This is a genomic window from Hufsiella ginkgonis, from assembly GCF_009834915.1.
GTDB lineage: Bacteria > Bacteroidota > Bacteroidia > Sphingobacteriales > Sphingobacteriaceae > Hufsiella > Hufsiella ginkgonis.
The window spans coordinates 123,056-145,319 of sequence record NZ_WVHS01000003.1 but is presented as its reverse complement, the minus strand read 5'-3'; the positions used below and the strand labels follow the sequence as shown (position 1 = coordinate 145,319).

The 22,264-nt window shown below is 49.9% G+C and carries 23 protein-coding genes and 2 tRNA genes; 9 read left to right on the top strand and 16 right to left on the bottom strand.

The window, feature by feature from the left end:
* The first annotated feature begins 34 nt into the window (after positions 1 to 34).
* Together GS398_RS13065 and GS398_RS13060 are read left to right on the top strand one after the other, a co-directional pair.
* A complete protein-coding gene (locus GS398_RS13065) occupies positions 35 to 592 on the top strand; it encodes a sterol desaturase family protein (RefSeq protein WP_237488186.1) in 558 nt (185 codons plus the stop codon).
* Position 593: 1 nt separating this feature from the next.
* Positions 594 to 1,538, top strand: coding sequence for a phosphatase PAP2 family protein (locus tag GS398_RS13060; RefSeq protein WP_369410261.1), 945 nt, complete (start codon positions 594 to 596; stop codon positions 1,536 to 1,538).
* Positions 1,539 to 1,540: 2 nt separating this feature from the next.
* Here the strand turns inward: GS398_RS13060 and GS398_RS13055 are convergent, their stop codons facing one another.
* The 9 genes from GS398_RS13055 to GS398_RS13015 all read right to left on the bottom strand — a co-directional run bounded on the left by GS398_RS13055 (position 1,541) and on the right by GS398_RS13015 (position 8,336).
* Positions 1,541 to 1,804: a hypothetical protein gene (locus GS398_RS13055; RefSeq protein WP_160907249.1), complete on the bottom strand. Its 264-nt coding sequence runs from the start codon at positions 1,802 to 1,804 to the stop codon at positions 1,541 to 1,543.
* A 115-nt stretch (positions 1,805 to 1,919) separates the two neighbouring features.
* Complete coding sequence (locus tag GS398_RS13050) at positions 1,920 to 2,951, bottom strand: WD40/YVTN/BNR-like repeat-containing protein (RefSeq protein ID WP_160907248.1); 1,032 nt, start codon at positions 2,949 to 2,951, stop codon at positions 1,920 to 1,922.
* Positions 2,933 to 3,364 (bottom strand): DUF2147 domain-containing protein, encoded by a 432-nt coding sequence (locus GS398_RS13045; RefSeq protein ID WP_160907247.1) that lies wholly within the window; start codon positions 3,362 to 3,364, stop codon positions 2,933 to 2,935. The genes GS398_RS13050 and GS398_RS13045 overlap by 19 nt, the downstream gene beginning before the upstream one ends.
* A 385-nt stretch (positions 3,365 to 3,749) precedes the next feature.
* Positions 3,750 to 3,833, bottom strand: a tRNA-Leu gene (locus tag GS398_RS13040).
* Positions 3,834 to 3,883: 50 nt separating this feature from the next.
* Positions 3,884 to 3,966, bottom strand: a tRNA-Leu gene (locus GS398_RS13035).
* Positions 3,967 to 4,035: 69 nt separating this feature from the next.
* Complete coding sequence (locus tag GS398_RS13030) at positions 4,036 to 4,797, bottom strand: MBL fold metallo-hydrolase (protein WP_160907246.1); 762 nt, start codon at positions 4,795 to 4,797, stop codon at positions 4,036 to 4,038.
* Between the two features lie 15 nt (positions 4,798 to 4,812).
* Positions 4,813 to 5,088, bottom strand: a complete 276-nt coding sequence (locus GS398_RS13025; protein WP_160907245.1) for a hypothetical protein — start codon at positions 5,086 to 5,088, stop codon at positions 4,813 to 4,815.
* Between the two features lie 28 nt (positions 5,089 to 5,116).
* The gene (lolA1, locus tag GS398_RS13020) at positions 5,117 to 5,767 is read right to left on the bottom strand and encodes an outer membrane lipoprotein periplasmic chaperone LolA1 (RefSeq protein WP_160907244.1); all 651 of its coding nucleotides are present in this window, start codon (positions 5,765 to 5,767) and stop codon (positions 5,117 to 5,119) included.
* 1 nt (position 5,768) lies between these two features.
* A complete protein-coding gene (locus GS398_RS13015) occupies positions 5,769 to 8,336 on the bottom strand; it encodes an FtsK/SpoIIIE family DNA translocase (RefSeq protein ID WP_160907243.1) in 2,568 nt (855 codons plus the stop codon).
* Between the two features lie 184 nt (positions 8,337 to 8,520).
* Between GS398_RS13015 and GS398_RS13010 the strand changes: the two genes are divergently transcribed.
* Entirely contained in the window at positions 8,521 to 9,168 is a 648-nt protein-coding gene (locus GS398_RS13010; RefSeq protein WP_160907242.1) for an ankyrin repeat domain-containing protein, read from the top strand.
* Positions 9,169 to 9,242: 74 nt separating this feature from the next.
* Positions 9,243 to 10,007 (top strand): SGNH/GDSL hydrolase family protein, encoded by a 765-nt coding sequence (locus GS398_RS13005; protein ID WP_160907241.1) that lies wholly within the window; start codon positions 9,243 to 9,245, stop codon positions 10,005 to 10,007.
* A 16-nt stretch (positions 10,008 to 10,023) separates the two neighbouring features.
* Here the strand turns inward: GS398_RS13005 and GS398_RS13000 are convergent, their stop codons facing one another.
* Positions 10,024 to 10,836: an N-acetylmuramoyl-L-alanine amidase family protein gene (locus tag GS398_RS13000; RefSeq protein ID WP_160907240.1), complete on the bottom strand. Its 813-nt coding sequence runs from the start codon at positions 10,834 to 10,836 to the stop codon at positions 10,024 to 10,026.
* A 93-nt stretch (positions 10,837 to 10,929) separates the two neighbouring features.
* On the opposite strand from GS398_RS13000, the gene GS398_RS12995 reads away from it, so the two are divergent.
* Both GS398_RS12995 and GS398_RS12990 read left to right on the top strand, forming a co-directional pair.
* Positions 10,930 to 11,529, top strand: coding sequence for a superoxide dismutase family protein (locus tag GS398_RS12995; protein ID WP_160907239.1), 600 nt, complete (start codon positions 10,930 to 10,932; stop codon positions 11,527 to 11,529).
* A gap of 37 nt (positions 11,530 to 11,566) precedes the next feature.
* Positions 11,567 to 12,670, top strand: a complete 1,104-nt coding sequence (locus tag GS398_RS12990) for a metallophosphoesterase (protein WP_202406059.1) — start codon at positions 11,567 to 11,569, stop codon at positions 12,668 to 12,670.
* Positions 12,671 to 12,815: 145 nt separating this feature from the next.
* Here the strand turns inward: GS398_RS12990 and GS398_RS12985 are convergent, their stop codons facing one another.
* Together GS398_RS12985 and GS398_RS12980 are read right to left on the bottom strand one after the other, a co-directional pair.
* Positions 12,816 to 13,241, bottom strand: a complete 426-nt coding sequence (locus GS398_RS12985; RefSeq protein ID WP_160907238.1) for an OsmC family protein — start codon at positions 13,239 to 13,241, stop codon at positions 12,816 to 12,818.
* A gap of 88 nt (positions 13,242 to 13,329) precedes the next feature.
* Positions 13,330 to 14,634: a DEAD/DEAH box helicase gene (locus GS398_RS12980; protein WP_160907237.1), complete on the bottom strand. Its 1,305-nt coding sequence runs from the start codon at positions 14,632 to 14,634 to the stop codon at positions 13,330 to 13,332.
* 241 nt (positions 14,635 to 14,875) lie between these two features.
* Here GS398_RS12980 and GS398_RS12975 point away from each other — a divergent pair, with 241 nt between their 5' ends.
* Positions 14,876 to 15,310 carry a hypothetical protein gene (locus GS398_RS12975; protein ID WP_160907236.1) on the top strand — a complete coding sequence of 145 codons (435 nt, stop codon included), beginning with the start codon at positions 14,876 to 14,878 and terminating at the stop codon, positions 15,308 to 15,310.
* On the opposite strand, the gene GS398_RS12970 is transcribed toward GS398_RS12975, so the two are convergent.
* On the bottom strand, positions 15,311 to 15,514 hold the full coding sequence (locus tag GS398_RS12970) for a DUF1456 family protein (RefSeq protein WP_237488185.1): 204 nt from the start codon (positions 15,512 to 15,514) through the stop codon (positions 15,311 to 15,313).
* A gap of 78 nt (positions 15,515 to 15,592) precedes the next feature.
* Positions 15,593 to 17,557, bottom strand: a complete 1,965-nt coding sequence (locus GS398_RS12965) for a T9SS type B sorting domain-containing protein (protein WP_160907234.1) — start codon at positions 17,555 to 17,557, stop codon at positions 15,593 to 15,595.
* A 247-nt stretch (positions 17,558 to 17,804) separates the two neighbouring features.
* On the opposite strand from GS398_RS12965, the gene GS398_RS12960 reads away from it, so the two are divergent.
* Positions 17,805 to 18,101, top strand: a complete 297-nt coding sequence (locus GS398_RS12960; protein WP_160907233.1) for a hypothetical protein — start codon at positions 17,805 to 17,807, stop codon at positions 18,099 to 18,101.
* Positions 18,102 to 18,157: 56 nt separating this feature from the next.
* On the opposite strand, the gene GS398_RS12955 is transcribed toward GS398_RS12960, so the two are convergent.
* Entirely contained in the window at positions 18,158 to 20,230 is a 2,073-nt protein-coding gene (locus GS398_RS12955; protein ID WP_160907232.1) for a M16 family metallopeptidase, read from the bottom strand.
* Positions 20,231 to 20,338: 108 nt separating this feature from the next.
* Positions 20,339 to 21,667: a M16 family metallopeptidase gene (locus tag GS398_RS12950; RefSeq protein ID WP_160907231.1), complete on the bottom strand. Its 1,329-nt coding sequence runs from the start codon at positions 21,665 to 21,667 to the stop codon at positions 20,339 to 20,341.
* 156 nt (positions 21,668 to 21,823) lie between these two features.
* On the opposite strand from GS398_RS12950, the gene GS398_RS12945 reads away from it, so the two are divergent.
* Positions 21,824 to 22,261: a TlpA family protein disulfide reductase gene (locus GS398_RS12945; protein ID WP_160907230.1), complete on the top strand. Its 438-nt coding sequence runs from the start codon at positions 21,824 to 21,826 to the stop codon at positions 22,259 to 22,261.
* Positions 22,262 to 22,264 lie beyond the last annotated feature (3 nt).

Genomic DNA, 22,264 nt, shown 5'->3' with positions numbered 1-22,264 from the left:
CTCTGAATCAGTGAGAATGTTTAAGAGCGGGTTTATGGAAAGCCTTTCCAAAGTCCCTTTTTACGTTCCGCTGATCGTTTATATCCCGGTGATCATCTGGTTTATCTGGAAATCGCTTTTCTCTCTTAACCTGAGTGCGCTTACCTTTTCCGCTTATGTAACTGCAGGCTTCGCCGTCTGGAGCTTTATCGAATACTTTCTTCACCGTTTTGTGTTCCATTTCCACCCGACGTCTGATTGGGCTAAACGGATCCATTTTATTTTTCACGGCGTACATCATGATTTCCCGAATGATGCGGGGCGCCTTGTGATGCCTCCTTCAGCCAGTTTGCCGCTCGCATCGCTGTTCTTCCTGCTGTTTTATGTGATCCTCGGGAATATGGCGTTTCCGCTGTTCTGCGGCTTTATTACCGGCTACCTGATCTATGATATGGTGCATTATGCGCTGCATCATGCCACTTTTAAAAGCGGGTTCTGGAAAAAGCTAAAAAAGCACCACATGCTCCATCATTATTCAGATGATACCAAAGGCTATGGCGTAACTTCAGATTTCTGGGATAAGATCTTCCGCTCGGATTTTATTAAAAAATAACGTGTCTTTAGTTCCTGTTAGCCAACGATTTACGCTTACCCGTAAACACGTTTATCTCTCCCTTTCCCTGTCCGCGGCGTATATGCTGCTTTCATACCTCGTAATCGGTTACCGGCCAGAGCAATTAACGCTGGTTGTGCTGTTCAATTTCCTGTTCCTGGTTTCGGGCGTAACGCGGAATTTTGTTACCGGTTTCTCCATCTTTATTGTTTACTGGATCATTTTCGATTACATGAAAGCGTTCCCTAATTACCGGTACCATGACGTAGATATCCTACATATTTATGAACTGGAGAAGCTTCTTTTTGGCATTCACAGCGGTGGAAAGCTATTTACCCCCAACGAATTCCTGTTTTTACATAAGAACACTTTCCTGGATGTGCTCAGCGGCATTTTTTACCTCTGCTGGATCCCGGTGCCTTTGCTAACGGGCGCATTCCTGTTCTTCAAAAAACGTACGCAGTTCTTCCACTTTGCTCTTACCTTCCTGCTAGTAAACCTGCTGGGATTCATAGTTTATTATTCTCATCCGGCGGCGCCGCCCTGGTATGTACAATACCACGGGTTTGTATTCGATGCCGCTACAAAGGGCAATACTGCGGGGCTCGCCCGTTTCGACGTGTTCTTCGGCATCACCGTGTTCAAGTCCATCTATGAAAAGAGCTCGAACGTGTTCGCTGCCATGCCTTCGCTGCACTCGGCTTACCCGCTCATTGTTCTTTATTACGGAGTTAAGAATAAACTGGGGTTTGTAAATGTATTATTCGCCATGGTTACCGTGGGGATCTGGTTTGCGGCAGTTTATACCAGTCACCATTACGTGCTCGACGTACTTTCGGGCATTACCTGTGCTGCTGTGGGGATCGCTTTGTTTCACTTCGCGGTTAACCGCAGTACCTGGTTAAAAAGCTTCATATTGAAGCTGGAGCAAGCAGCCTCCGTGTAGGACTACCCGTAATTGGAATTGTTGTGGCCTGCCCGGGGATCGTCGGCGAGGATCTCCATCCCTGGATTCTTGATGTAACGTGCATACCAGCGTATCGCCTCGATGATCAATCCCGGATCGTCCATATCATAATGCCAGGTTTCGAACGCGAGCAGCTCGCCATTGTTATCGGCATAAAACTGCAGCTCGTCGGGGTTCGACTGGTATTGTTCCTCGCCAAGACAATAGACACGCATCCGCAGGTTACTCCCACGGTGGTAGATCATGTCTCTGCACTCGTTTTCAGGGTCCCTGGCTAAAAGAAAAACGTCCTTCATTCCTCTTCTAACAACAGAAGCAAGATAAAGTTGCTTTCAATAACTATTAAATCCGTAAATACACCTAGTCCATTTTCAGGGTGGCCGTCTTTCCGCGCGAACCTGCCAGCACCACCCAGGTACCCTTCTTTGCCCTTCGCGCTGAATTAAAGGCTTCTTTAGAAATATTTCTCCAGGTGATTCCGCCGTCCGTAGAAATATCCGTGCCCGAAGTGCCTGTAGCAACCAATACGTTTTTGGATAGATACTCAACGGCCGAACGATAGCCAAGCGGCCCGGAAGCAGGTTTTTGCCAGGTTTTACCGCCATCGCGGGTAAGCACCAGGTTGTCCTGCCGTAACGTATCTCTTTTATAATCTCCACCGGCAGCTATGCCAATGTTTTTATCGAGGAATGCGATAGAAAAAGGCCCTGCCGACTCCGGACCCTGGATCACCGGGCAATCAAAAGCCTGCCAGTTCTTCCCATAGTCAGGGGAGTAAAAGATGCGTGAGCGCTTGCCGCCGGTTGCTACCCAGGTATGGCCGCCCTTCATGGCCCTGATGGTGGTTCCGCTGGCTGCGAAACTGGCCTCTCCTTCTACCAGGAGAACTTTAAGGTTCGGGGTGATGTTCTCCCAGTTCTTCCCGCCGTCAACAGTCTTCAGGAGCTGCATTTGTCCCAGGATGGGGTCGCCGAAAATGATGCCTCTCTTATTATCCCAAAAATCGATCCCATCGAGGAAGATCCCGGGCGCATCGTTTCGGTATACTTCGGTCCAGGTTTCTCCGCCGTCACCGGTGCGAACGATCACAGCCGGCGATCCTGCGTTCACCATCACTGCCACCTTATCCGAAAAAGCCTCGATATCCCTGAAATCAAGTTTGGTGTACTTTTCAAGTTGCTTCCATTTCCAGGTAACGCCGCCATCTGTTGTGCGTGCAAACCAACCATTGGAGCCGCTCACCCAGGCAGTGTGGTTATCCACTACAGATAACCCCCTTAAACTTGCGCTTTTACCTGCGGGATGCAGTGCGATGGTTTGTGCGCCAGCGTCCACAAAAACCGACAGTAGTAACAGGGAAAGAACTATTTTTATTAATCGACGCGGATCCATACTTCTGTTTTTCCCAGTAAAGATACGCCCTTATAGCCACGAATCTCAAGTTTATCGCTGCTATCCATCATCATTTTGCAACGATAGGTTTTGCCGCTTTTGGGATCATAGATGGTGCCGTCGTCCCATAAGCCGTCGCGGTCATATTTAAAGTCGCGCAGGATCTCGAGCCCCAATATTGGCCTGTTTTGCAGCTGTGTATCGGGATTATGCCAGTCCAGGCGCGGTTTCCCGTCTTTTAGCGGCTCCTTCAGCCAGATCACTTTTCCAAAGTACTTGTCTCCGCGTTTAAAGATCTGGATATGGCCTGCGCCCGAGGAGTGCTCCCAGGATCCCAGGACAGAGTCGCTCTCTATCGGCGGATACTGAACATATAAAAAAAATGCCAGGACGGATGCTAGTGCCAGTTTCATAAAAATGCTTTTAGCTTAACACTTGCAAGAATTTAGCCAAATCAGGGATCAATCGATAAAATCCGGGTAGTAGACAGGGATGTAATCTCCTCCTTGCTCTGCCGGTCACAGGGTAATTAGTACCCCTCAGCCTTCGGCACTTTCTCCCAGGGAGGATATTTGGCTGTCAGCTATCAGCATTCAGCCCGTAAGTATACCTTATAAGATAAGTAATTGACGTTGAGCTCCTCCTGGGTAGTATTCCAGGTTTGACAGTGTAATCAAAGCTGATCGCTGATAGCTGAAAGCTCCCAAACTTTTAAGCTTGATCCTCCTTGATCGCCTAAGGGTAGGAAGGAATGGAAACAAAAAAAACCGCTCCAAAAGGAGCGGTTCCTTAACTACGTGCCCGAAGAGAGACTCGAACTCTCAAGGGACAATTCCCAACGGCTTCTGAGACCGCAACGTTTACCAATTTCGCCATCCGGGCGTTGAGCAAGTAGTATTATCTTTTACCGGTTTGTGCCAGTGTTGTTTTTGTGCCCGGAAGCGGATTCGAACCGCTACACCCGTAAGGCGCCACCCCCTCAAGATGGTGCGTCTACCAATTTCGCCACCCGGGCTCAAGGGATTGCAAATATAGAAGTAGTATTCGAAATTTCAGAATGTAATTTGAAAAAAATACTAATCCATTATAAATCAATCTGCAAGCCGTCATAAGCCAGTCGAATTCCTGCAGGAAGCATGGCCGACACCTCGTCGTGCTTACCCAGCTTATGGCTTATATGCGTAAAATAAACCGAAGGCACCCCGGTAGATTGCGCAAATTCGATCGCTTCCCGGAACGTAAAATGCGAGATATGAAAGTCGTGCTGCAAAGCATTAACCACCAGCACCTGTGAGCCTTTGATCTTCTCCCGCTCGCTTTCCGAAACCGTTTTGGCATCGGTGATATAGGTAAAATCGCCAAAACGAAAACCCGATACCGGCAGTTTGTGATGCATTACCTCAATGGGAATGACCCGGATGCCCGCCACCGTGAATGGCTCGTTGGAGATCTCCACCAGGTTTATCAGCGGGATCCCGGGGTATTTACTTTCGGCAAAAGCGTAATGAAATTCGTTGCGGAGCATGCGCTGCACCCGTTCTGTAGCGTATACATCCAACGCCGATTGCTGCTTATAGTTAAAAGCGCGGATATCGTCCAGGCCTGCGATATGGTCCTTATGCTCATGCGTGATCATGATACCTTCCAGGTGCTTTACGCCCTGGCGCAGCATCTGGTACCTGAAATCGGGACCAGAATCTATCACGATATTCTTCCCGTCCACTTCTACCAGGACCGACACCCTCAGCCGCTTATTATGCGGATCAGGCGACATACAAACCTCGCATTCGCAGGCAATTACCGGCACGCCCTGGGATGTTCCTGTTCCTAAAAAAGTGACTTTCATGTAGTTATTCCGGCGCTATAATTTTAATTCTGTCTGCTTCAGGCTATACAGGAACTGTTTGTGTTTTTCATCGAGTATCTCTTCCGCAACGGACAGTTGCTGCAGCAACTCGATCAGGGAGTTGATGCGGCTTTCAACGTTCGAGAATTTGTTCACCACCACGATCTGGCTGCTTTCGAGCATGCAGGCGCCCGTTCTGAAGTTACCACGCTCATAGCGCACCTTAAACCCCAACTGCTTAAATAGTTCCTCGAGCTTATCAAGGGTGTGCTGGGTATAAGTAACAGACATATCAGCGAAATTAATGAAAATACCGGAGCTATCTCAGGTCTACCACTTCCACGCCCGGATACTTTTTCACGTCGAACGTAAATGTACTTTCGGGCACTTTAACATTCGGGGTGAATGTTTTAATTGCGTAGGTATACTTATTACCGTTTTTATCAAAGATCGTTGCCCCGCGCACCTGTTTTAGCACCTTATCAATGCTAAGCCTGATCTTAAAATATGAACGCTTTGTATCCACCGGTGTAAGATCTACGGTTTGGTATACGCGGCCGTTCGACTTAGTTTCGCCCGAATACACGTATTTAAACCCGGTTTCGTAGATAATAAAGATCCTGGCCGGGTTCATCGCGTCTGTATTGTCGGCCTCGCCGATCTGTATTTCCTTGTCCTCTTTAAGATAGGTCCACCGTGTTTTGCCATCGCTCACCATCTCCTGTTCCTTCAGCTGCACCTTATACTTATTCGTTTTCGATTTAACGTATAACGTTCCCGCCTCTGTTTGCTTCGTCTTCTCCTGCGGATTCTCGACGGTGTAGCTGAAATCTGTTTTAATAACGTCGTACGTGCGGTAGATCCGGCTTACTTCCGCCAGGATCTTTTTCGCAGCCGGGTCTTGCGCCATCGCCGGCGAAACCATATACAGCAGGAACATCATTCCCGGGATCACTTTTCTCCTTATCATACTATCCATTATTCATGTTGTCTAAAAACTGCTGCAGGGCGTAATCATCAGGAATCAGCACTTCACGCGCCTTACTGCCCTCAAACGGCCCTACTACCCCGGCGGCTTCCAGCTGGTCGATAATCCTGCCCGCGCGGTTGTAGCCGAGCTTTAGCTTGCGCTGGATGAGCGAGGTAGATCCCTGCTGGTGCATCACGATCAGCTTTGCGGCGTCCTCGAACAGCGGGTCCTTATCGTCGGGATCGAACTCTTTGGTGCCCGATTCGCTGTTTTCGTCAAAATACTCGGGCAGCATCCACGCCGAAGGGTACCCCCGCTGTGCCCCGATGTAGTCGGCGATTCGCTCTACTTCCGGTGTATCCACGAACGCGCACTGGAGCCTGATCAGCTCGCTTCCTGTTGAAAGCAGCATGTCTCCGCGCCCGATCAGCTGGTCGGCGCCACCCGAATCGAGGATCGTCCTCGAGTCGATCTTAGACAATACCCTGAATGCCAGCCTCGCCGGGAAGTTCGCCTTAATGGTGCCGGTAATGATATTCACGGAGGGCCGCTGTGTAGCGATCACCAGGTGAATACCCACCGCGCGTGCCAACTGGGCAATACGGGCGATCGGCGCTTCTACTTCTTTACCGGCTGTCATCATCAGGTCGGCAAATTCGTCGATGATCAGCACGATAAACGGCAGGAAACGGTGCCCCTCTTCCGGGTTCAGCCTACGGCCGATAAATTTGGAATTATATTCCCGCAAGTTTCTTACCTGTGCGTTCTTCAGCAGATCGTACCGCAAATCCATCTCTACACAGAGTGAATTTAACGTATTAACCACCTTCTTAGTATCTGTGATAATAGCATCTTCTTCCCCGGGAAGCTTTGCCAGGAAATGCCGCTCGATCTTACGAAACAGCGTAAGCTCCACCTTCTTAGGGTCCACCAGCACGAATTTCAGCTGGGCCGGGTGAAGTTTATAGAGCAGCGAAACGAGAATAGAGTTGATCCCAACCGATTTTCCCTGCCCGGTAGCCCCCGCAACCAGCAAGTGAGGCATTTTCGCCAGGTCGGCAATAAAGATCTCGTTCGAGATCGTCTTCCCGAGCGCGATGGGCAGGTCCATGGTGGTGTTCTGGAACTTTTCTGTGGCAAGCACCGAGCGCATCGACACCATCTCCGGGTGCAGGTTAGGCACCTCTATGCCGATGGTTCCCTTCCCGGGCATCGGCGCAATGATCCTGATCCCGAGCGCCGCCAGGCTCAGTGCGATATCATCTTCCAGGTTTTTGATCTTGGAGATACGGATACCGGGCGCAGGGATGATCTCGTACAACGTCACGGTCGGTCCTATAGTAGCCTTGATCTTATCGATCTCGATGTTGTAGTGGTTCAGGGTTTCAACGATCTTGTTCTTATTGGCCTCCAGCTCTTCGGTATTTACGGCGATCTTATTGGATCCGTAATTTTCGAGGAGGTCCAGCGGCGGGTACTTATACCCCGAAAGGTCCAGCTTGGGATCGTATTCCCCGAACCGTTCTACCAGGCTGTCCGCCGTTTTTTCTACGGTTGTTTTCTCATCGCGCGGCCTTTCGACCGTCATCTCTACCTCGGGTTCCGGTTCCGGCTCCGGTTCGGGACGCAGCACATTCTCGAGTGTGATGTCGCCTGCCGCAAAGGTCTTATTTGGCCGCAGCACCTGTTCTTTAAAATCCTCCTCTTCGATCACCACCGGCGGCGCCAGGCGCTCCTGCTGCTGCAGGCTGGCAGGCTTTTCCCGGGTTTCGCGTATGTTTACACGTCCCGGCAACGGGAATTCTACCGGCTCCGAGCGGATCTCATTTAACAGTTCGATCTCTTCATCGCTTATCTCCGGTTGTACCTTCACCTCCCGCTTCTTCTCAGGGAGCTTAAAATCTATATTATAAGCGATGATCAGGATCGAAAGCCCCAGGAATACCAATAGACCCGCAATTCCTGCGTTGCCGATCTCTGCCTGCAGCAACCTGTTTGTCCAGAAGCCAAATTCCCCTTCGAGGAAATGCGGGTAATCAGACACAAAGCTGTGGATAAATCCCATGGTAACCGATGCGAACACGAGGAAAAAAAACGAGTAACCCAATGTTTTGGAGATCGACGCGATCCGTACCTTAAATAACCAACGATAGCCGATGATAAAAAAGATGACGATGAAAATGAACGAAGCCACACCGAACCATTCATAAATGAACTGGTGCGCGAGCAGCGCCCCGAACTTGCCCAACCAGTTTTCAACGGCTATATCGCGAACACCTGCTTTTTCCAGCGCCTCCGCATTCCTGAACAGGTTATGCCAGCCGCCGTTAGCGTCGATCACGTAGCTTTGATCTTCTTCCCAGGTGAACAGGTAGGACGTAAACGACACCAGGAAATATACCGATATCACCAGGAAAAGCAGGCCAATGATCTTCACCGCACGCCCGTTATCGAACTGGAACCGGGGGAATATTTCTGTCTTTTCTTTCTGAACCTTTTCCCCGCCGGTTTTCGGCTGTGGCTCATCCCGAAAATTATTTGATCTGAATTGATTTCCTTTTGAAGGCATTCGTTTTCGTAGGATTAGGTAACAAATATACGACGATCTATCGTCTATGAACAACCGGCAATCAACAATGAACGATATTTATACGGGCTTGTTTGCCGCCGGCCGGCAGATATTATGCATTGGGTCCCGATCATTATTCATTCTTATATAAAATCATTATTATTGATTATTAATTAAAAACGCGATGAGCCAGGATCTGGTCGAAGAATATATACAAGCTGGCAATGCCGATGCGCTGAAGGATCTGTTGGATTCAAACCCCGCATTGGTGACTAAACCCACCAGCCAGCAAGTTTCCCCGTTAATGCTTGCCTGCTATTATAAAAAGCCTGCCGTGGTGAAGGTGATCCTGGGTTTTGTAAAAGATCCCGATCTGCACGAGGCCAGCGCCTCCGGGAAGTTTGACAGCGTAGCCAACCACATCTATAAAAACCCCGGCCAGATCAACGCTTATTCGCAGGACGGGTTTACGCCGCTTGGGCTGGCCTGTTATTTCGGGCATGAAGATATCGCCCGCTACCTGCTGCTAAAGGGTGCGGAAGTGAACATAGCGTCCAGGAACGGGTTTAATGTGTATCCCATACATTCGGCGGTAGCCTCTAATAACGACGTCATCACCAAGATCCTGCTTGAGGCAGGCGCCGAAGTAAACGTTACCCAGCAATCCGGCGCCACACCGCTTCATTCTGCCGCCCACAACGGGAATATCGAGATCCTCATCCTCCTGCTCGAAGCCGGGGCAAGCACAGATATACGCATGGAAGGTGGAAAACTTGCCTCGGATATGGCTGCTGCAAAGGGATTTACCGAAATTGCGAATATATTGTCGTAACAACACCCGGCGTTATATTAATTAACAACTGTAAGAACGATCAATAGTAAACTCCTAACTTTTCAACATTCCAAATGGAACACTCAACTAACCGCCGTAACTTTCTTAAAACCGCATCGGTTGGAGGTATGATGGCACTTTCCCTGCCCGCTATCGTGCAGGAAGCTTTTGCCGCCGAAAAAAGCAGCAAGATTAAACTGGCGCCCGGAGATACCTATCTTTTCCAGGGCGACTCCATCACCGATGCGGGGAGAAACAAAACCACCAAAGACTTCAACAACGCTGCGGCACTGGGCAGCGGCTATGCGTTTCTCACCGCAGGCGCCCTACTCAGGAAACATGCGGAACTTAGGCTCAAAATTTACAACAAAGGGATCAGCGGTAATAAAGTGTACCAACTGGCGGAACGCTGGGACGCCGACTGCCTCGATATCAAGCCGAACGTGATGAGTATCCTCATCGGGGTCAACGACTACTGGCACATGCGCAACGGCAACTATCCTGCGGGCACGCCGGAAAAATACATCAATGATTTCCGTGCGCTGCTCGAACGTACCAAACAAAAATTACCGGGGATCAAGCTGATCATTGCCGAGCCATTCGCCGTAGTAGGCGGAACTGCCGTGAACGAAACCTGGACCGCCGCATTGGCTCCCTACCAGGAAGCGGCACGTAAGCTTTCGGCGGAATTCAGCACCGCGTTCATTCCGCTGCAGTCTGTCTTTGACAAGGCCGCGGCAAACGGGATCCCGGGCACCTATTGGACGGCCGATGGCGTTCATCCGAGCCTGGCGGGGGCGCAGCTGATGGCTGAAGCCTGGCTGCAGGTTTTGAAATAGCCGGCTGATACAGGATCTAATCCGTGCGATATTGCTCGGATTGGATCTTGTATTGCTGCAACCCGTTTAACAGGTTGGCGACTAATTCTTTCTGACCACTTTCAGAGCTCATGTAGTTTTCTTCTTCTGGTGAGCTGATGTACCCGATCTCACAAAGTACCGCCGGCATGCCCGCACGCGCCAATACTGCCAGGCTCTGCTCACGCACCCCACGGTCTATTCTTCCCGATTGACGGAACTGGTCCTGTATCAGCACGCCGAGGTTAATGCTTTGTTTGCGGAAATTATTCTTCATCAATGATAAGATGATATAGCTCTGCGGATCGCGTGGATCAAACCCGTCGTAGTTTTCTTTATAGTCTTTTTCAAGTAATAGGGAGGCGTTTTCGCGTAACGCTACATCCTGCTCACCCAGTCGTCCCGAGCCTGAAAGCAGCGTTTCCGCACCGCGGAATGACGCACGTCCCGGCTTATTGAGTGGAAGGGAATTGCAGTGTATGGAGATGAAAATATCCGCTTTAATGCGATTGGCAAGCCCGATGCGGTCATAAAGGTCGATGAACACGTCGGTTGTACGGGTATAAACAACCTTCACGTCGGGCATTTTCTCTTCTAACGCTTTCCCCAGGCCAAGCGCCACTTTTAACGCGATATCTTTTTCCTTGTTGCGGACACCACTTGACCCGCCGTCGCGACCACCATGCCCGGCATCGATCACGATGGTGCGGATCTTTCGCTGGCTGCCGGCAGGATTGGTACGGTAAGACGTCAGGAACAATAAAAAACAGGCTGCCGTGCAAAACAGCCATTTCGGGCGCACGATCCTCATAAGCAGGTTAATACATAGACCATAGGTGAATAGTTTCTTCGGGGTAAACCAAAAATGCGAATAGTTGTTTAGCCTTTAACCAACAAATATACCATGAAAATCAACGTAATAAACACCTTATTATTTTCGGCGGGGATCGCACTGGCGAGTATGGGCTGTAACTCTGCCACCAACACGCACAGCGATGCAGATTCTACTGCGCTGGTAGATTCAGATAGTGTAAGCAGCCAGGCGCTCGCGGCACACGCCGATATTACCGCCACCAAAACAGATACCGCGGTAACAGGTACCGCTCATTTTACCAGTAAAGGCGACGGAACGGTGGAGATGACCCTGTCATTAACCATCCCGGCAAAGGCTAACCAGACGATAGCGGTGCACTTCCACGAACATCCCGATTGCTCTGATGCAGGCAAAGGCGCACACGGGCACTGGAACCCTACCAACGAGGCGCATGGCAAATGGGGCGTCCCTCCTTTCCACTCGGGCGACATCGGCAATATACAGCTGGATAAAGACGGCAAAGCCGAAGTAACCATCGCCAGTGACCGCTGGAGCATCGGGGGAGATGAAAAAACAAATATCCTGAATCGCTCAATTATTGTACATTCGGGTGTGGACGATCTGAAAACACAGCCCACCGGCAATTCCGGAAGCAGGATTGGTTGCGGACCGATCGTCCAAATGAACTAATGCCCTAACCCGCAGCAGCTTTTCCCGGAAGAACTAAATGATACGAAGATTCCTGCAAAAGCTGCTGCGCAACCGGGTACGCCGGTTAGCCGACCGGTATTCGTCGCGCCCGGTTAAACGGCGGGTACATGCTTCGCTTACCAGGCTTTTCCACCGCATTGTAAAAGACCCCGGCAAGAAAGGCCCCATTCTCCATTTCGGTTTAAACGATCGTTTTATTATTCTTTCCGATCAGCATAAAGGCGCTAAAAACGGCGCCGACGATTTTATGCTGGCCGAGCGCAACTACCTGGCCGCGCTCGACCACTATTTTAACGGCAATTACTGCTATATCAACCTCGGCGACAGCGAAGAACTTTGGAAGAACGGCGTAATATCGGTCACCCGGGAAAACCCGCTGTCGTTCGAAAAGGAGAAACAGTTCTTAAAAGAAAAGCGCTTCATTAAAATCTTCGGCAACCATGACCTGTTTTGGGATAACGACCCTTTGGCTGCCATTACCTTACTGGGTATTTATGGTGAAAAGGTGAGGATCTACACCGGCGCCCTGCTGGAGACGGACATCGGGGGTAACCCATTTAAGATCTTTTTAACGCATGGTCACCAGGGCGATCTGCAGAGCGACGGCAACTGGTTCAGCAAATGGTTCGTTTCTATGGTATGGGCGCCGCTGCAATCCTACCTGGGCATCAATCCCAATACGCCGTCCAATAACGACGAGCTGAAAACGGAGCATAATCGCCTGATGTACGAATGGAGCGCCCGGCAGGAAAACATGCTCCTGGTAACCGGTCATACGCATCAACCTGTTTTCCTGTCGCTTACCCATCTCGAACGCCTCTATCAATCGCTAAACGATGCAAAGAAAGCAGGGGATCAGCTCTTAATACAAGAGTTCGAACGGGAGATCAGGTCACGCTGGAGAAAAGGCGATATCATCCCCGATTTCACCTCCTACCGTCCTACTTATTTTAATGCCGGATGCTGTTGTTTCGACGATGGCGACATCACCGGGATCGAGATCGCCGATGGCTATATCCGCCTGGTGAAATGGGAATACGATGAACAAGGTCTTCCTGCCCGGATCGTACTGGAAGAAATATCGCTTTCCGTACTGGCCGGGTTGATCGGCAATAAGTGATTACTGCTATCATGAGCCGTACCCCATGGTGAGCAAAGAACTATGCGGCCGGATCGTCGCACCCCGCAAGGGCGATGGGTTACGAAACCGAAAGCACGTTTCACAGATCATAAATGGTTTCGGGAGCAGCGATGCCTTGATCTGTTCACATCTTGCGCTCGTTACAGCAGGTGCGAACCACTACCTGGTTTTCCAGTATCTTTGAAATGGGGCAATGAGCGGCAATTTCCTGCAGCCTTATTTTCTGCTCATCCGGCAAAGCCGAAAGAAAAAGAATCTCGCGATCGATCACGGTACGCGCTTTTCCATCCTTTATTTCCTGGAACAGGTTGGCGTTAACGGCGATCGCCGGGATCTCCCAACCCTTCCGGTTTATGTACATACGCAGCGTGATCAGCGTGCAGGAGGTTAATGACGCGAGGAGCAACGTATAGGGATCGGGGCCTTCATCTAATCCTCCCAGGGTAGCCGGTTCATCCGAAATAAATTTTCCGTTTCGCCAGGTAATGGTACACTGGTATTTAGCGGTGCCAATCTCGCCATGAACAGGCTTTTCGAATTTGTAGTTCATGGCTTAAATATCAGGTTTTTCTTAATAAAAAAGAGGCTGTCGTACTGGCAGCCTCTTTCTCTTCTTATGCTTAAAAACTATGGCTTCACTATCTCCATCTTCTGTTGGAAGAGGCTTTTTGCTCGCCGCTTTGTGCCGGTTTAGCCGCACCGCGCGAACGTCCGCTCATGCCGTTTCCTCCGCGTTGGCTGGCCCTGCCCTGGCGCTGTGCCGGGGCCGCTTTTTTTGAAGCTGCGGCGGCATCTGAAGCGGTAGTCGTCATCGGGTACGGATGATCACTCACGATCTTAATCGATTGCGACGTTAATTTATTGATATCCTGGAGGTACGGACGCTCTTCCGCATCGCAGAATGAAAATGCGGTACCGCTCAACCCTGCCCTGCCGGTACGGCCGATACGGTGTACATAGGTTTCGGGAATGTTAGGGAGCTCGAAATTAACCACGTATTTCAGTTCATCGATATCGATACCGCGCGAAGCGATGTCGGTAGCAATAAGCACGCGGATCTGTCCCGACTTGAAGTTACTCAGCGCACGCTGGCGCGCGTTTTGAGATTTATTGCCATGAATGGCATCCCCGGTAATATTATGACGGACCAGCGCTTTAGCCAGCTTATCCGCACCATGTTTTGTACGGGTAAATACCAGCACGCTATCCATCGCCGGATCCTGCAACAAGTGAACCAGCAGCGACGGTTTGTTCTGTTTATCTACAAAATAAACCGACTGGGTGATTTTTTCGGCGGTAGACGACACCGGGGTGACTTCTACCCTTACCGGGTTCGAGAGGATAGTGTTTGCCAACGCCGAGATCTCCGCAGGCATAGTTGCCGAGAAAAACAAGGTCTGCCTTTTAACCGGGATACGGGTGATCACTTTCTTCACATCGTGGATAAAGCCCATATCGAGCATCCGGTCGGCTTCGTCTAACACGAAGATCTGGATACTTTTAAGATCGATTTCGCCTTGTGAAGCAAGGTCGAGCAGGCGGCCCGGCGTAGCCACCAGGATATCCGTACCACGACGCAGCTCGCTGATCTGGTGAAAGGAGCTTACACCGCCAAAAATAACCAGGTGTTTCAGCTTAGTGTGCTTGCCATACGCAGCAAAGCTTTCCCCGATCTGGATCGCCAGTTCGCGGGTTGGAGTAAGTATAAGCGCACCGATCTTTTTGGTACCGGTTTTTACATACTCGTTCTTATTCAGGATCTGCAGGATCGGCAACGCAAAGGCAGCCGTTTTACCGGTACCGGTTTGGGCGCAACCTAACAGGTCCCTGTTATTTAATACTACAGGAATGGACTTTTCCTGGATGGGGGTGGGTACGGTGTACCCTTCAGTCTTAAGCGCCCTCAATAAGGGTTCAATAAGATTTAAATCTTCGAATGACAAAATAATATAGTAATTATGTTAATAATGCTAACAACCGGGATATACAGGGGGCAGTTAATGATATCCTCTTCATCCTGTATCAGATGAGCTTTAGAAAGGAATAGCAGCTTTACAAGCACTGCTAAACGAGAGTATTTTACGCAAAGATACTATTTTTTAATTGTAACTTATTGTCAGCGGCTTGTAAATACGGTATAACATGTTTATCTTGTATTAACCATCCAAATCTTAATTCACTTTTATGAGTCTTCAAAAATTCCTACTCTCCGGGACCGCCGGTGGCGTCGCCAATTTTTTTATGGGTTTCCTGATCTACGGCTTCCTGTTGTCGAAGTATTTTATGGACACCGCTGGCACCGCGACCAATGTTTACCGGGCCGATAACGACATGTTATTTTGGGCGCTGATACTGGGAAGCTTGTTTAGCGGTTTTCTCCTGGCCTTTATTTTCGGAAAGTACGGCAGTGTACGCACCTTTGGCGCCGGCGCTCTTGGCGGCTTTGTGATTTACGTGCTAATGGCAGCCAGCCACGATTTCACGATGCTGGGCACCACCAATATCTCCACGCTCCAGGGCACCTTAATGGACCTTCCTGCGGCAGGGGTAATGGGCGCGGTAACCGGAGGCGTAGTCGGCCTGGTAAATGGCCTGTTTACCAAAAAGACCGGTGCGTAATCACGGCTTCGGCCCTCTTTTATAGATCACCAGCCCATTCAGGAAATTACGCAATACCTGGTCGCCGCAGGGCTTAAAATTCGGGTGATCTTCTGCACGGAAGAAAGCGCTCAACTCTGTTCTGGTGATATTAAAATTAGCGAGCTTAAGGATATTTACGATATCATCGTCGCGGAGCTGCAGGGCTACGCGAAGTTTTTTCATGACTTCGTTGTTACTCATATGGCAGGGAATTTTATGCGAATTTGGCGATAAAAATCCGGAATCGCTCTGCCGGGCGGCTCAACGGACGAGGGTAACCGCGCCTTTTTGTATCACTTGCTTGTTTTCCAGGGAAATGAACGTGGCGATCCAATAGTAAGTGCTTACGGGCATGGGCCTGCCACGAGCATTGTTACCGTCCCAATTGCCATGCAGGTCAGTGGTTGAAAATACCAGCGCACCCCATTTATCGAAAATCCGCAGCCGGAAATTGCTCGCCGTACTTTCCGGCTTTGCGCGGAAAAGGTCGTTCACCCCATCGCCGTTAGGCGTAAAAGCGGAGGGGAACGATACCGGGCTGCAGCGTTCGGCGACCAGCGCAACATCGATCTTATCGGCGATGCAGCCATTCTTTCTCAGCACTTCGAACTGGTAATCGCCTGCCTCCAGGTCGCTAAAAACATGGTCTGAAGGGTAAATGCGACCATTAAACCTGATATCATACAATGCGGCGCCGGTTTCTACCGCCAGGCTTATCTTTCCCGGAAGCTCACATAACGGGTTCGTTATTGAGACCCGGGTTACGGGTTTGGTGAGGCTAAAGTCGGGCATGCTGATCGTCCTGCTTTGCGGCGTTCCTCCACCCGACGTATTTACGGTGAGCTGGTAAGTCCCCGGGGAAAGCATACCGAAAACCCCGGTACTATTGGTGGTGTTGGTAGCCTGGCCGGTAAGTGTGTATAAATAGGTTTCGGGTATAGGAGGGCAGTTAACCCGCAACACGTCTCTACCTATAATATCGCATTCGGCGCTGGTACTGATGTCGCTGATCACCACATCACAGGGCTTGTATTTTAACACGATGTCGGCCTCCTTTACTATACAACCTGCGGCGTTGAGGATAACAAAATGGTATTTCCCGGCGCCGAGCCCTTCAAACAGGTGCGCTGCGGGAAAGACGTCGCTGCCGAACATTACCTGGTACCCGGAACTGGTCCCCGCGACGGAGAATCGGACATCGCCTTTAGCCGCACATGCCGGATCGTGCGTGGTGTAGCTAACGGTTGGCTGGTCGGCGATGTATCCCTGCACGGAGAAAGCGGCGGTTTGTTCGTCTGAAGCGGACTTCATGGTCACGGAATACGTTCCCGGCTCCAGTCCTGTAAATATTCCAGTGGTATTGGTCGTTCCATTATCCAGGGTGAAAGTTACCGGCTCGAGGTGAGGTTTGAGGGAGATCTCGGCTATGCTGCCCGATGCCGCATCGCAACCCTGGCGTATCTTCACCTTATCCAACTGAATGCCGACGATACTGCCGTCTTCTACGATACTTGCGGCATCGAGTACATTTATCGGCAGGGAGCCTACCACTCCTTTGTTTATCCGGTTGTCTATGTCGAGCTCGATAATGTCGGTTTGTGTGGCAGATACGGCGCACAAACCATATACGGTATTTTTATGCAGGGAGGTAGCCAGCGTAACCATGCCATACATATTCAGCGAAGCGGGAAGCGGAATGTGCAGGGTACTGTTAGCGGGGTCGTTTATATCTATCTTGATCACGCCTTCTCTTGCGGTCATGTACAGTTCACCCTCATAGAAGGTCATATCGCCCGTAGGCTGGTAAGTCATCGGACCAAGATTCCTGGTCTGGCCGGTGCTCACGTCAGTTGTCGTCAGGATTGCGGCTGAATAATACAATTTGTTATCTGTACCTATGGTAAGCGCCGCTGATCCTCCCGGGACGGTCGCTATTTGACGACAATTCACTAACGAATTACCAGATATCTCCGCTTTGCCGACCTGGTAGCCATTCACCCAGTACAGCCCGGTCGCATCCATGGCGATGGAGAGCAGCTTATATGCCGGTCCTGCGCAGGCAGTTAACAATTCCGTAGAAAATCCGGCAGGCGTTTTGGTGATCCTGTATACCCTGGTATCGCCGCCCGGGAAGTAATAATCTGAGGCCGAGCTCGCATAGAACGACTGCGCGGACACTTTAAAAATGCCCGGCACGCATAAAAGCAGGAACAAGTATTTCTTCATAAGACCGATAGGACATGCCTGGCAGGATCAAAAATAGCAACTTTGCCTCAACCGGAATTCAAGCCCATCCTTAATATTACAGGGAATGTCCAAAAATCAACCTATTGCTATCGACATAGACGGCGGCGTACGGGCCGATGTGGCCGCAAGCTAGCTGGACCGGTACGAAAAAACCTGGATCGGGGTGGCCGAAGTATTCAAACCGAAAACCGTTTCGCCTGCCGATGGTTCTCTTTAAAAGGCCTCCATGAACCTACACAGCAACACATCAGCCATCTCTTACCAGCACCTGATCCCGTTTGCCGAAACGCCTGATCCGGATAACGAAACACTCACCGGTCCAGGGGCTGGCGACGAAGACCCGCAGGATGATGATCCCACTTCCGTGGAAGACAATAACGCCCCCGATCCGAACATAAAGAAAACGGATGAAGCGGATAACGAAGAAGAGGAAGATTTTCTCCTGTCGGAAGACGAGGACATTGCCGAAGATGACGAAGTACGCACGGATGAGGAAATATCCGGCCCCGATGGCGTGATCTAGCCCGGAAATATAGAAGCTAATGGCTATCGGCCGATAGCCATTAGCTTCATGGTAGGTTATTTAAAGTCTTCGGCGGTTACGCCTTCATTCAATTTAACTTCCTTTGCCTTAATTGGCAGTACCTGCGATTGTCCGCCGGCGCTCACCGTCAACGTAACGTCGTAAGGATACAGGATCGTACCGATTTTCTTATAGTTGCTAAATTCGGAGGTGGTATTAACGCCTGTTGCGGCATCAACCTCATCGCGTTTAACAAGCAGTTTGGTCGTAGTATTATAATATTCCGTCTTCACTTTTCCCGAGGGATAAGTAATTACCAATTTATAAGCGTCAGCGCCCGCTACTTTTTCGATACCCTTGACTTCTGCTTTAAAAGCAGGATTTTTTACATAGTCTACCTGTTCAAACAGGCCGGTGATGGCATTTTTCTCTTTGATCTCTTCGACAGTCATTTGTTTTTTCTGGCCCATTTGCAGCTGGTATCCCGAGGTTCCGTCGAAAACGGTTTTCATCATTACATTTCCACCCATCGACATGGTCATCAACTCTTTGTTGGGCGTCATCCCCTTGCTGGTCACGTCGATTGCCATTCCCTGCATTTCCATGCCCGCCAGCATGCTTAGTGTTTTTACTTTCGCGAGCTCGGCAGTCCCTCCTATGGCAGTAAGATAGGCGTTAAGCACATCTGCGGCCTTCACCGTAACCGGCGCTGTTGATTTAACTACTGCGTTTGCATAGGTATCATATTGTTTTACAGGGTACTTCAGTTTCTTTAACGATTCCAGTATCTGGTCGCTATTACCCACCACCACCACGCGTGTGTTGGCATAGTTAAAGTACTTCTGGGCAACGCGCTTTATATCAGCCTTGGTGACTGCATTTAATTTCTGGAGGTAGGTACGGTAAAAATCCTTTGGAAGTCCGTTCAGCAGAATATTGCGCGCATAAGTTGCGGTGCGTTCCGTGTTCTCCATGCCCAGGGCGAAAGAGCCGTTGTACAGCGCTTTCGCGTCTGTGAGCTCATCATCAGCTACCTCGGTGTCGCGAAGGCGGGCTATTTCGTTCAGGAACTCGTTCACCGCGCTATCTGTTTTGGCTGTTCTCACCGCTGCAGAAGCAGAAAACCGGCTCTGGAAACGGCCTGCGCCCACACTGGAATAAGCGCCATAGGTAAAGCCATGTTTTTCCCTGAGATTCATAAATAACCTTGCGCTGGCACCGCCGCCCAGGATCTGGTTAGCCAGCAGCAGCGGGAAATAATCCGGGTTATTCATTTTAAGGTCCACCAGGTTAACCACGGTGATCTCAGACTGCACGGCATTTGGCATATCAACTACGTTGATCTCCGTTTTTAAGGGGTTAGCCACCGGTGCGAGCACTTCCAGCTTGAGGGGCGCGCCTTTCCAATCGGCAAAGAAGGACTGGCTTAATTTCTTTGCCTGGTCGGGAGTAATGTCGCCTACAAACGTCAGATACGCCCGGGACGGTGTAATATATTTCGCATACGATGCCTTTACATCGGCCAGCGTAAGCGCAGAAATCGACTTTTCGGTCGCAAATTCGCCGTTAGGGTGCGTTTTGCCATAGGAAAGTGCGTTAACCAGCCTTGTAGAAACCGCCTTTACATTTTTCTCATCAGCCTTCATCCCGGTTAAGGTTTGCGACTTTATTTTATCAAATGATTCTTGCGGGAATGCCGGCGTTTTTACGCCCTTGGCCATCAATTCAAATGCCTGCGGGAAGTAACGCGTTAAAGCCGAAGCGCCGGAGCCGCTAAAGCCGAGGTAAACATTGGCGCCGATGCGATCCACCGCTTCGTCAAACTGCGCCTTGGTCATGTCTTTAGTGCCTTCATTAAGCATACTGCCCATGAGCGATACCAGGCCGGCCTTGCTTCCTTCGGTAACCGGGCCCATATCGATAAAAAGCGAGGCGTCTACCTTAGGCAGCTTATGGTCTTCTACCACTAATACGGTGACTCCATTGGGCAGCGTAAAAATTACCGGGTCCTTAATAGTGATCACCGGGGCCGGGCCGGCAGATGGTTTTTTCGACCGGTCGATCCCAACCTGTGCGCTGGCAGCAATAGATGCCAGGAACAAGGCGGTCAATATGATGTGTTTTTTCATCGGAATAATTGTTTTAAGAGTTACGAAGCATGTATGCGCTAAGATTGCCGTAGTGAGCAGCAGCCCATGCAAGTTTCATTATTTTGCGATTAACGTAGTTCGATTTCATTATTTAGCGGCTTTTGCCGGTAAGTAGTATAATACCACCCTGCTGTTTGGCTGAAGGTATTTTTGTGCCGCTGCCTGGATATCTTCACGCGTCACTTTTCTTATTTCGTCCAGTTCCGTATTTACATGGTTCGTATTCTTATTAAAGAATGTATAACCGGAAGCCAGGTTCTCGGCCACGCCCAGCATTTTTGAATTGGCCGATACAAAGTTATTCTCAAACTGGTTCTGGATCTTTTTATAATCGTCTTCGCTGATGAGCTTCGTCTGCAGGTTCACGATCTCGTCGTCGATGTCTTTTAATAAGGTATTCAACGGCGTATTGTTGTTAGGAAGGGCAAGGGTAATGTAGGCTCCGTAATCTTCCAGGGTATAATTAAACGCGGCCACCTGGAGCGCATTTTTCTTTTCATCGACCATTTTTCGGTAAAGTTTTGAGCTCGATCCGCCCGATAAAATGGAGGATATCATTTCCATCACGGTAGCGTCTTTACCGGTCATGCCGGGTACCCGGTAGGCAGCAAATATCGCCGGGATCTGGATATTGGCATCGTACATGGTGTCAACGATCGCCTTGGTGATGGGCGCTTCTTCGATCTTTTTATACAGTACCGGTTCTCCTTTGGGGATCACGCTGAAATAGGAGCTCACCCAATCTTTCGTTTGTGCGATGTCGATGTCGCCGGCGATAGACAGCACAGCATTGTTAGGCACATAATATTTCTTGAAGAAAGCCCTGAATTCTTCCAGCTTGGCGGCATCGAGGTCGGCCATCGACCCAATGGGCTGCCAGGTGTAAGGGTGTTTTGAAAACAGGTTGCTAAAGATCTTGTCGGCAAACCGGCCGTATGGCGAATTATCCACACGCAGGCGTTTCTCTTCCTTCACTACTTCATTTTGGGTTTTTACGCCCACTTCGTTAATTACAGGGTGATACATCCGCTCACTTTCCAACCATAAACCAAGTTTCAATTGGTTAGACGGAAATACTTCATAATAAAATGTCCGGTCTTGCGACGTGTTCGCGTTATTTTGCCCGCCATTACTTGAAACGAGCTTCATAAACTCGCCTCTTTTGATATTTTCGGAACCCTCGAATAACAGGTGCTCGAAGAAATGTGCAAAACCGGTACGTCCCACTACTTCGTTTTTCGAACCCACGTGGTACATTACCGAGACCGCGACTACCGGCGCAGAACGGTCCTGGTGCAAAACAACATGCAACCCGTTTGGCAGGTCGTACTCCGTGAACTCCACTTTCTGTGCCGCTGCTATGGAACTAAGCCCCAGGCCCATCCCCACACATAGCAGGTGTTTTAATTTTAGCATATAGATAATTATGATTTAACAGGTACAAAGTAGCGGAAAAAATCATTGATTTATTGTGCCACGTTTAAAATTTCATGGGGATTTCATGAAAGGCAGGTAATTTGGTAAAAAGCTGATAGCTGATAGCTGATAGCTGATAACCGATAACTGAACCCCATGCGATCCGACATTATACAATTCGATAGAACTACCAGCCCCGTGAGGCTTTCGTCATTTAAAGGAAAATATATCCTGCTGCATTTTTGGGCCAGCTGGTGTAAGATCAGCCGGGAGGACGTACCGTTCTTCAAACATTTACAACAGCGTTTCAGGGATAAGAACTTCGAGATCATCAGCATTGCGCTGGACACGGAACGCTCGCAATGGCTGCAGGCCATAGATGAAGACGGCGCAGACTGGGTACAGCTAAGCGACCTGCGCTACTGGAGCAACCAGGCCGCCGGGGAGTTCGGCATCCGTGCACTGCCGGCCAATGTGCTTATGGATACCGATGGCGAAGTGATCACCCGCAACCTGGAGCCCGAACAACTGGATAAAATACTGGAGCAGCTCACCAACGAATACTATCACCAGCCTTCGCTGATGCACGCCTGAAGG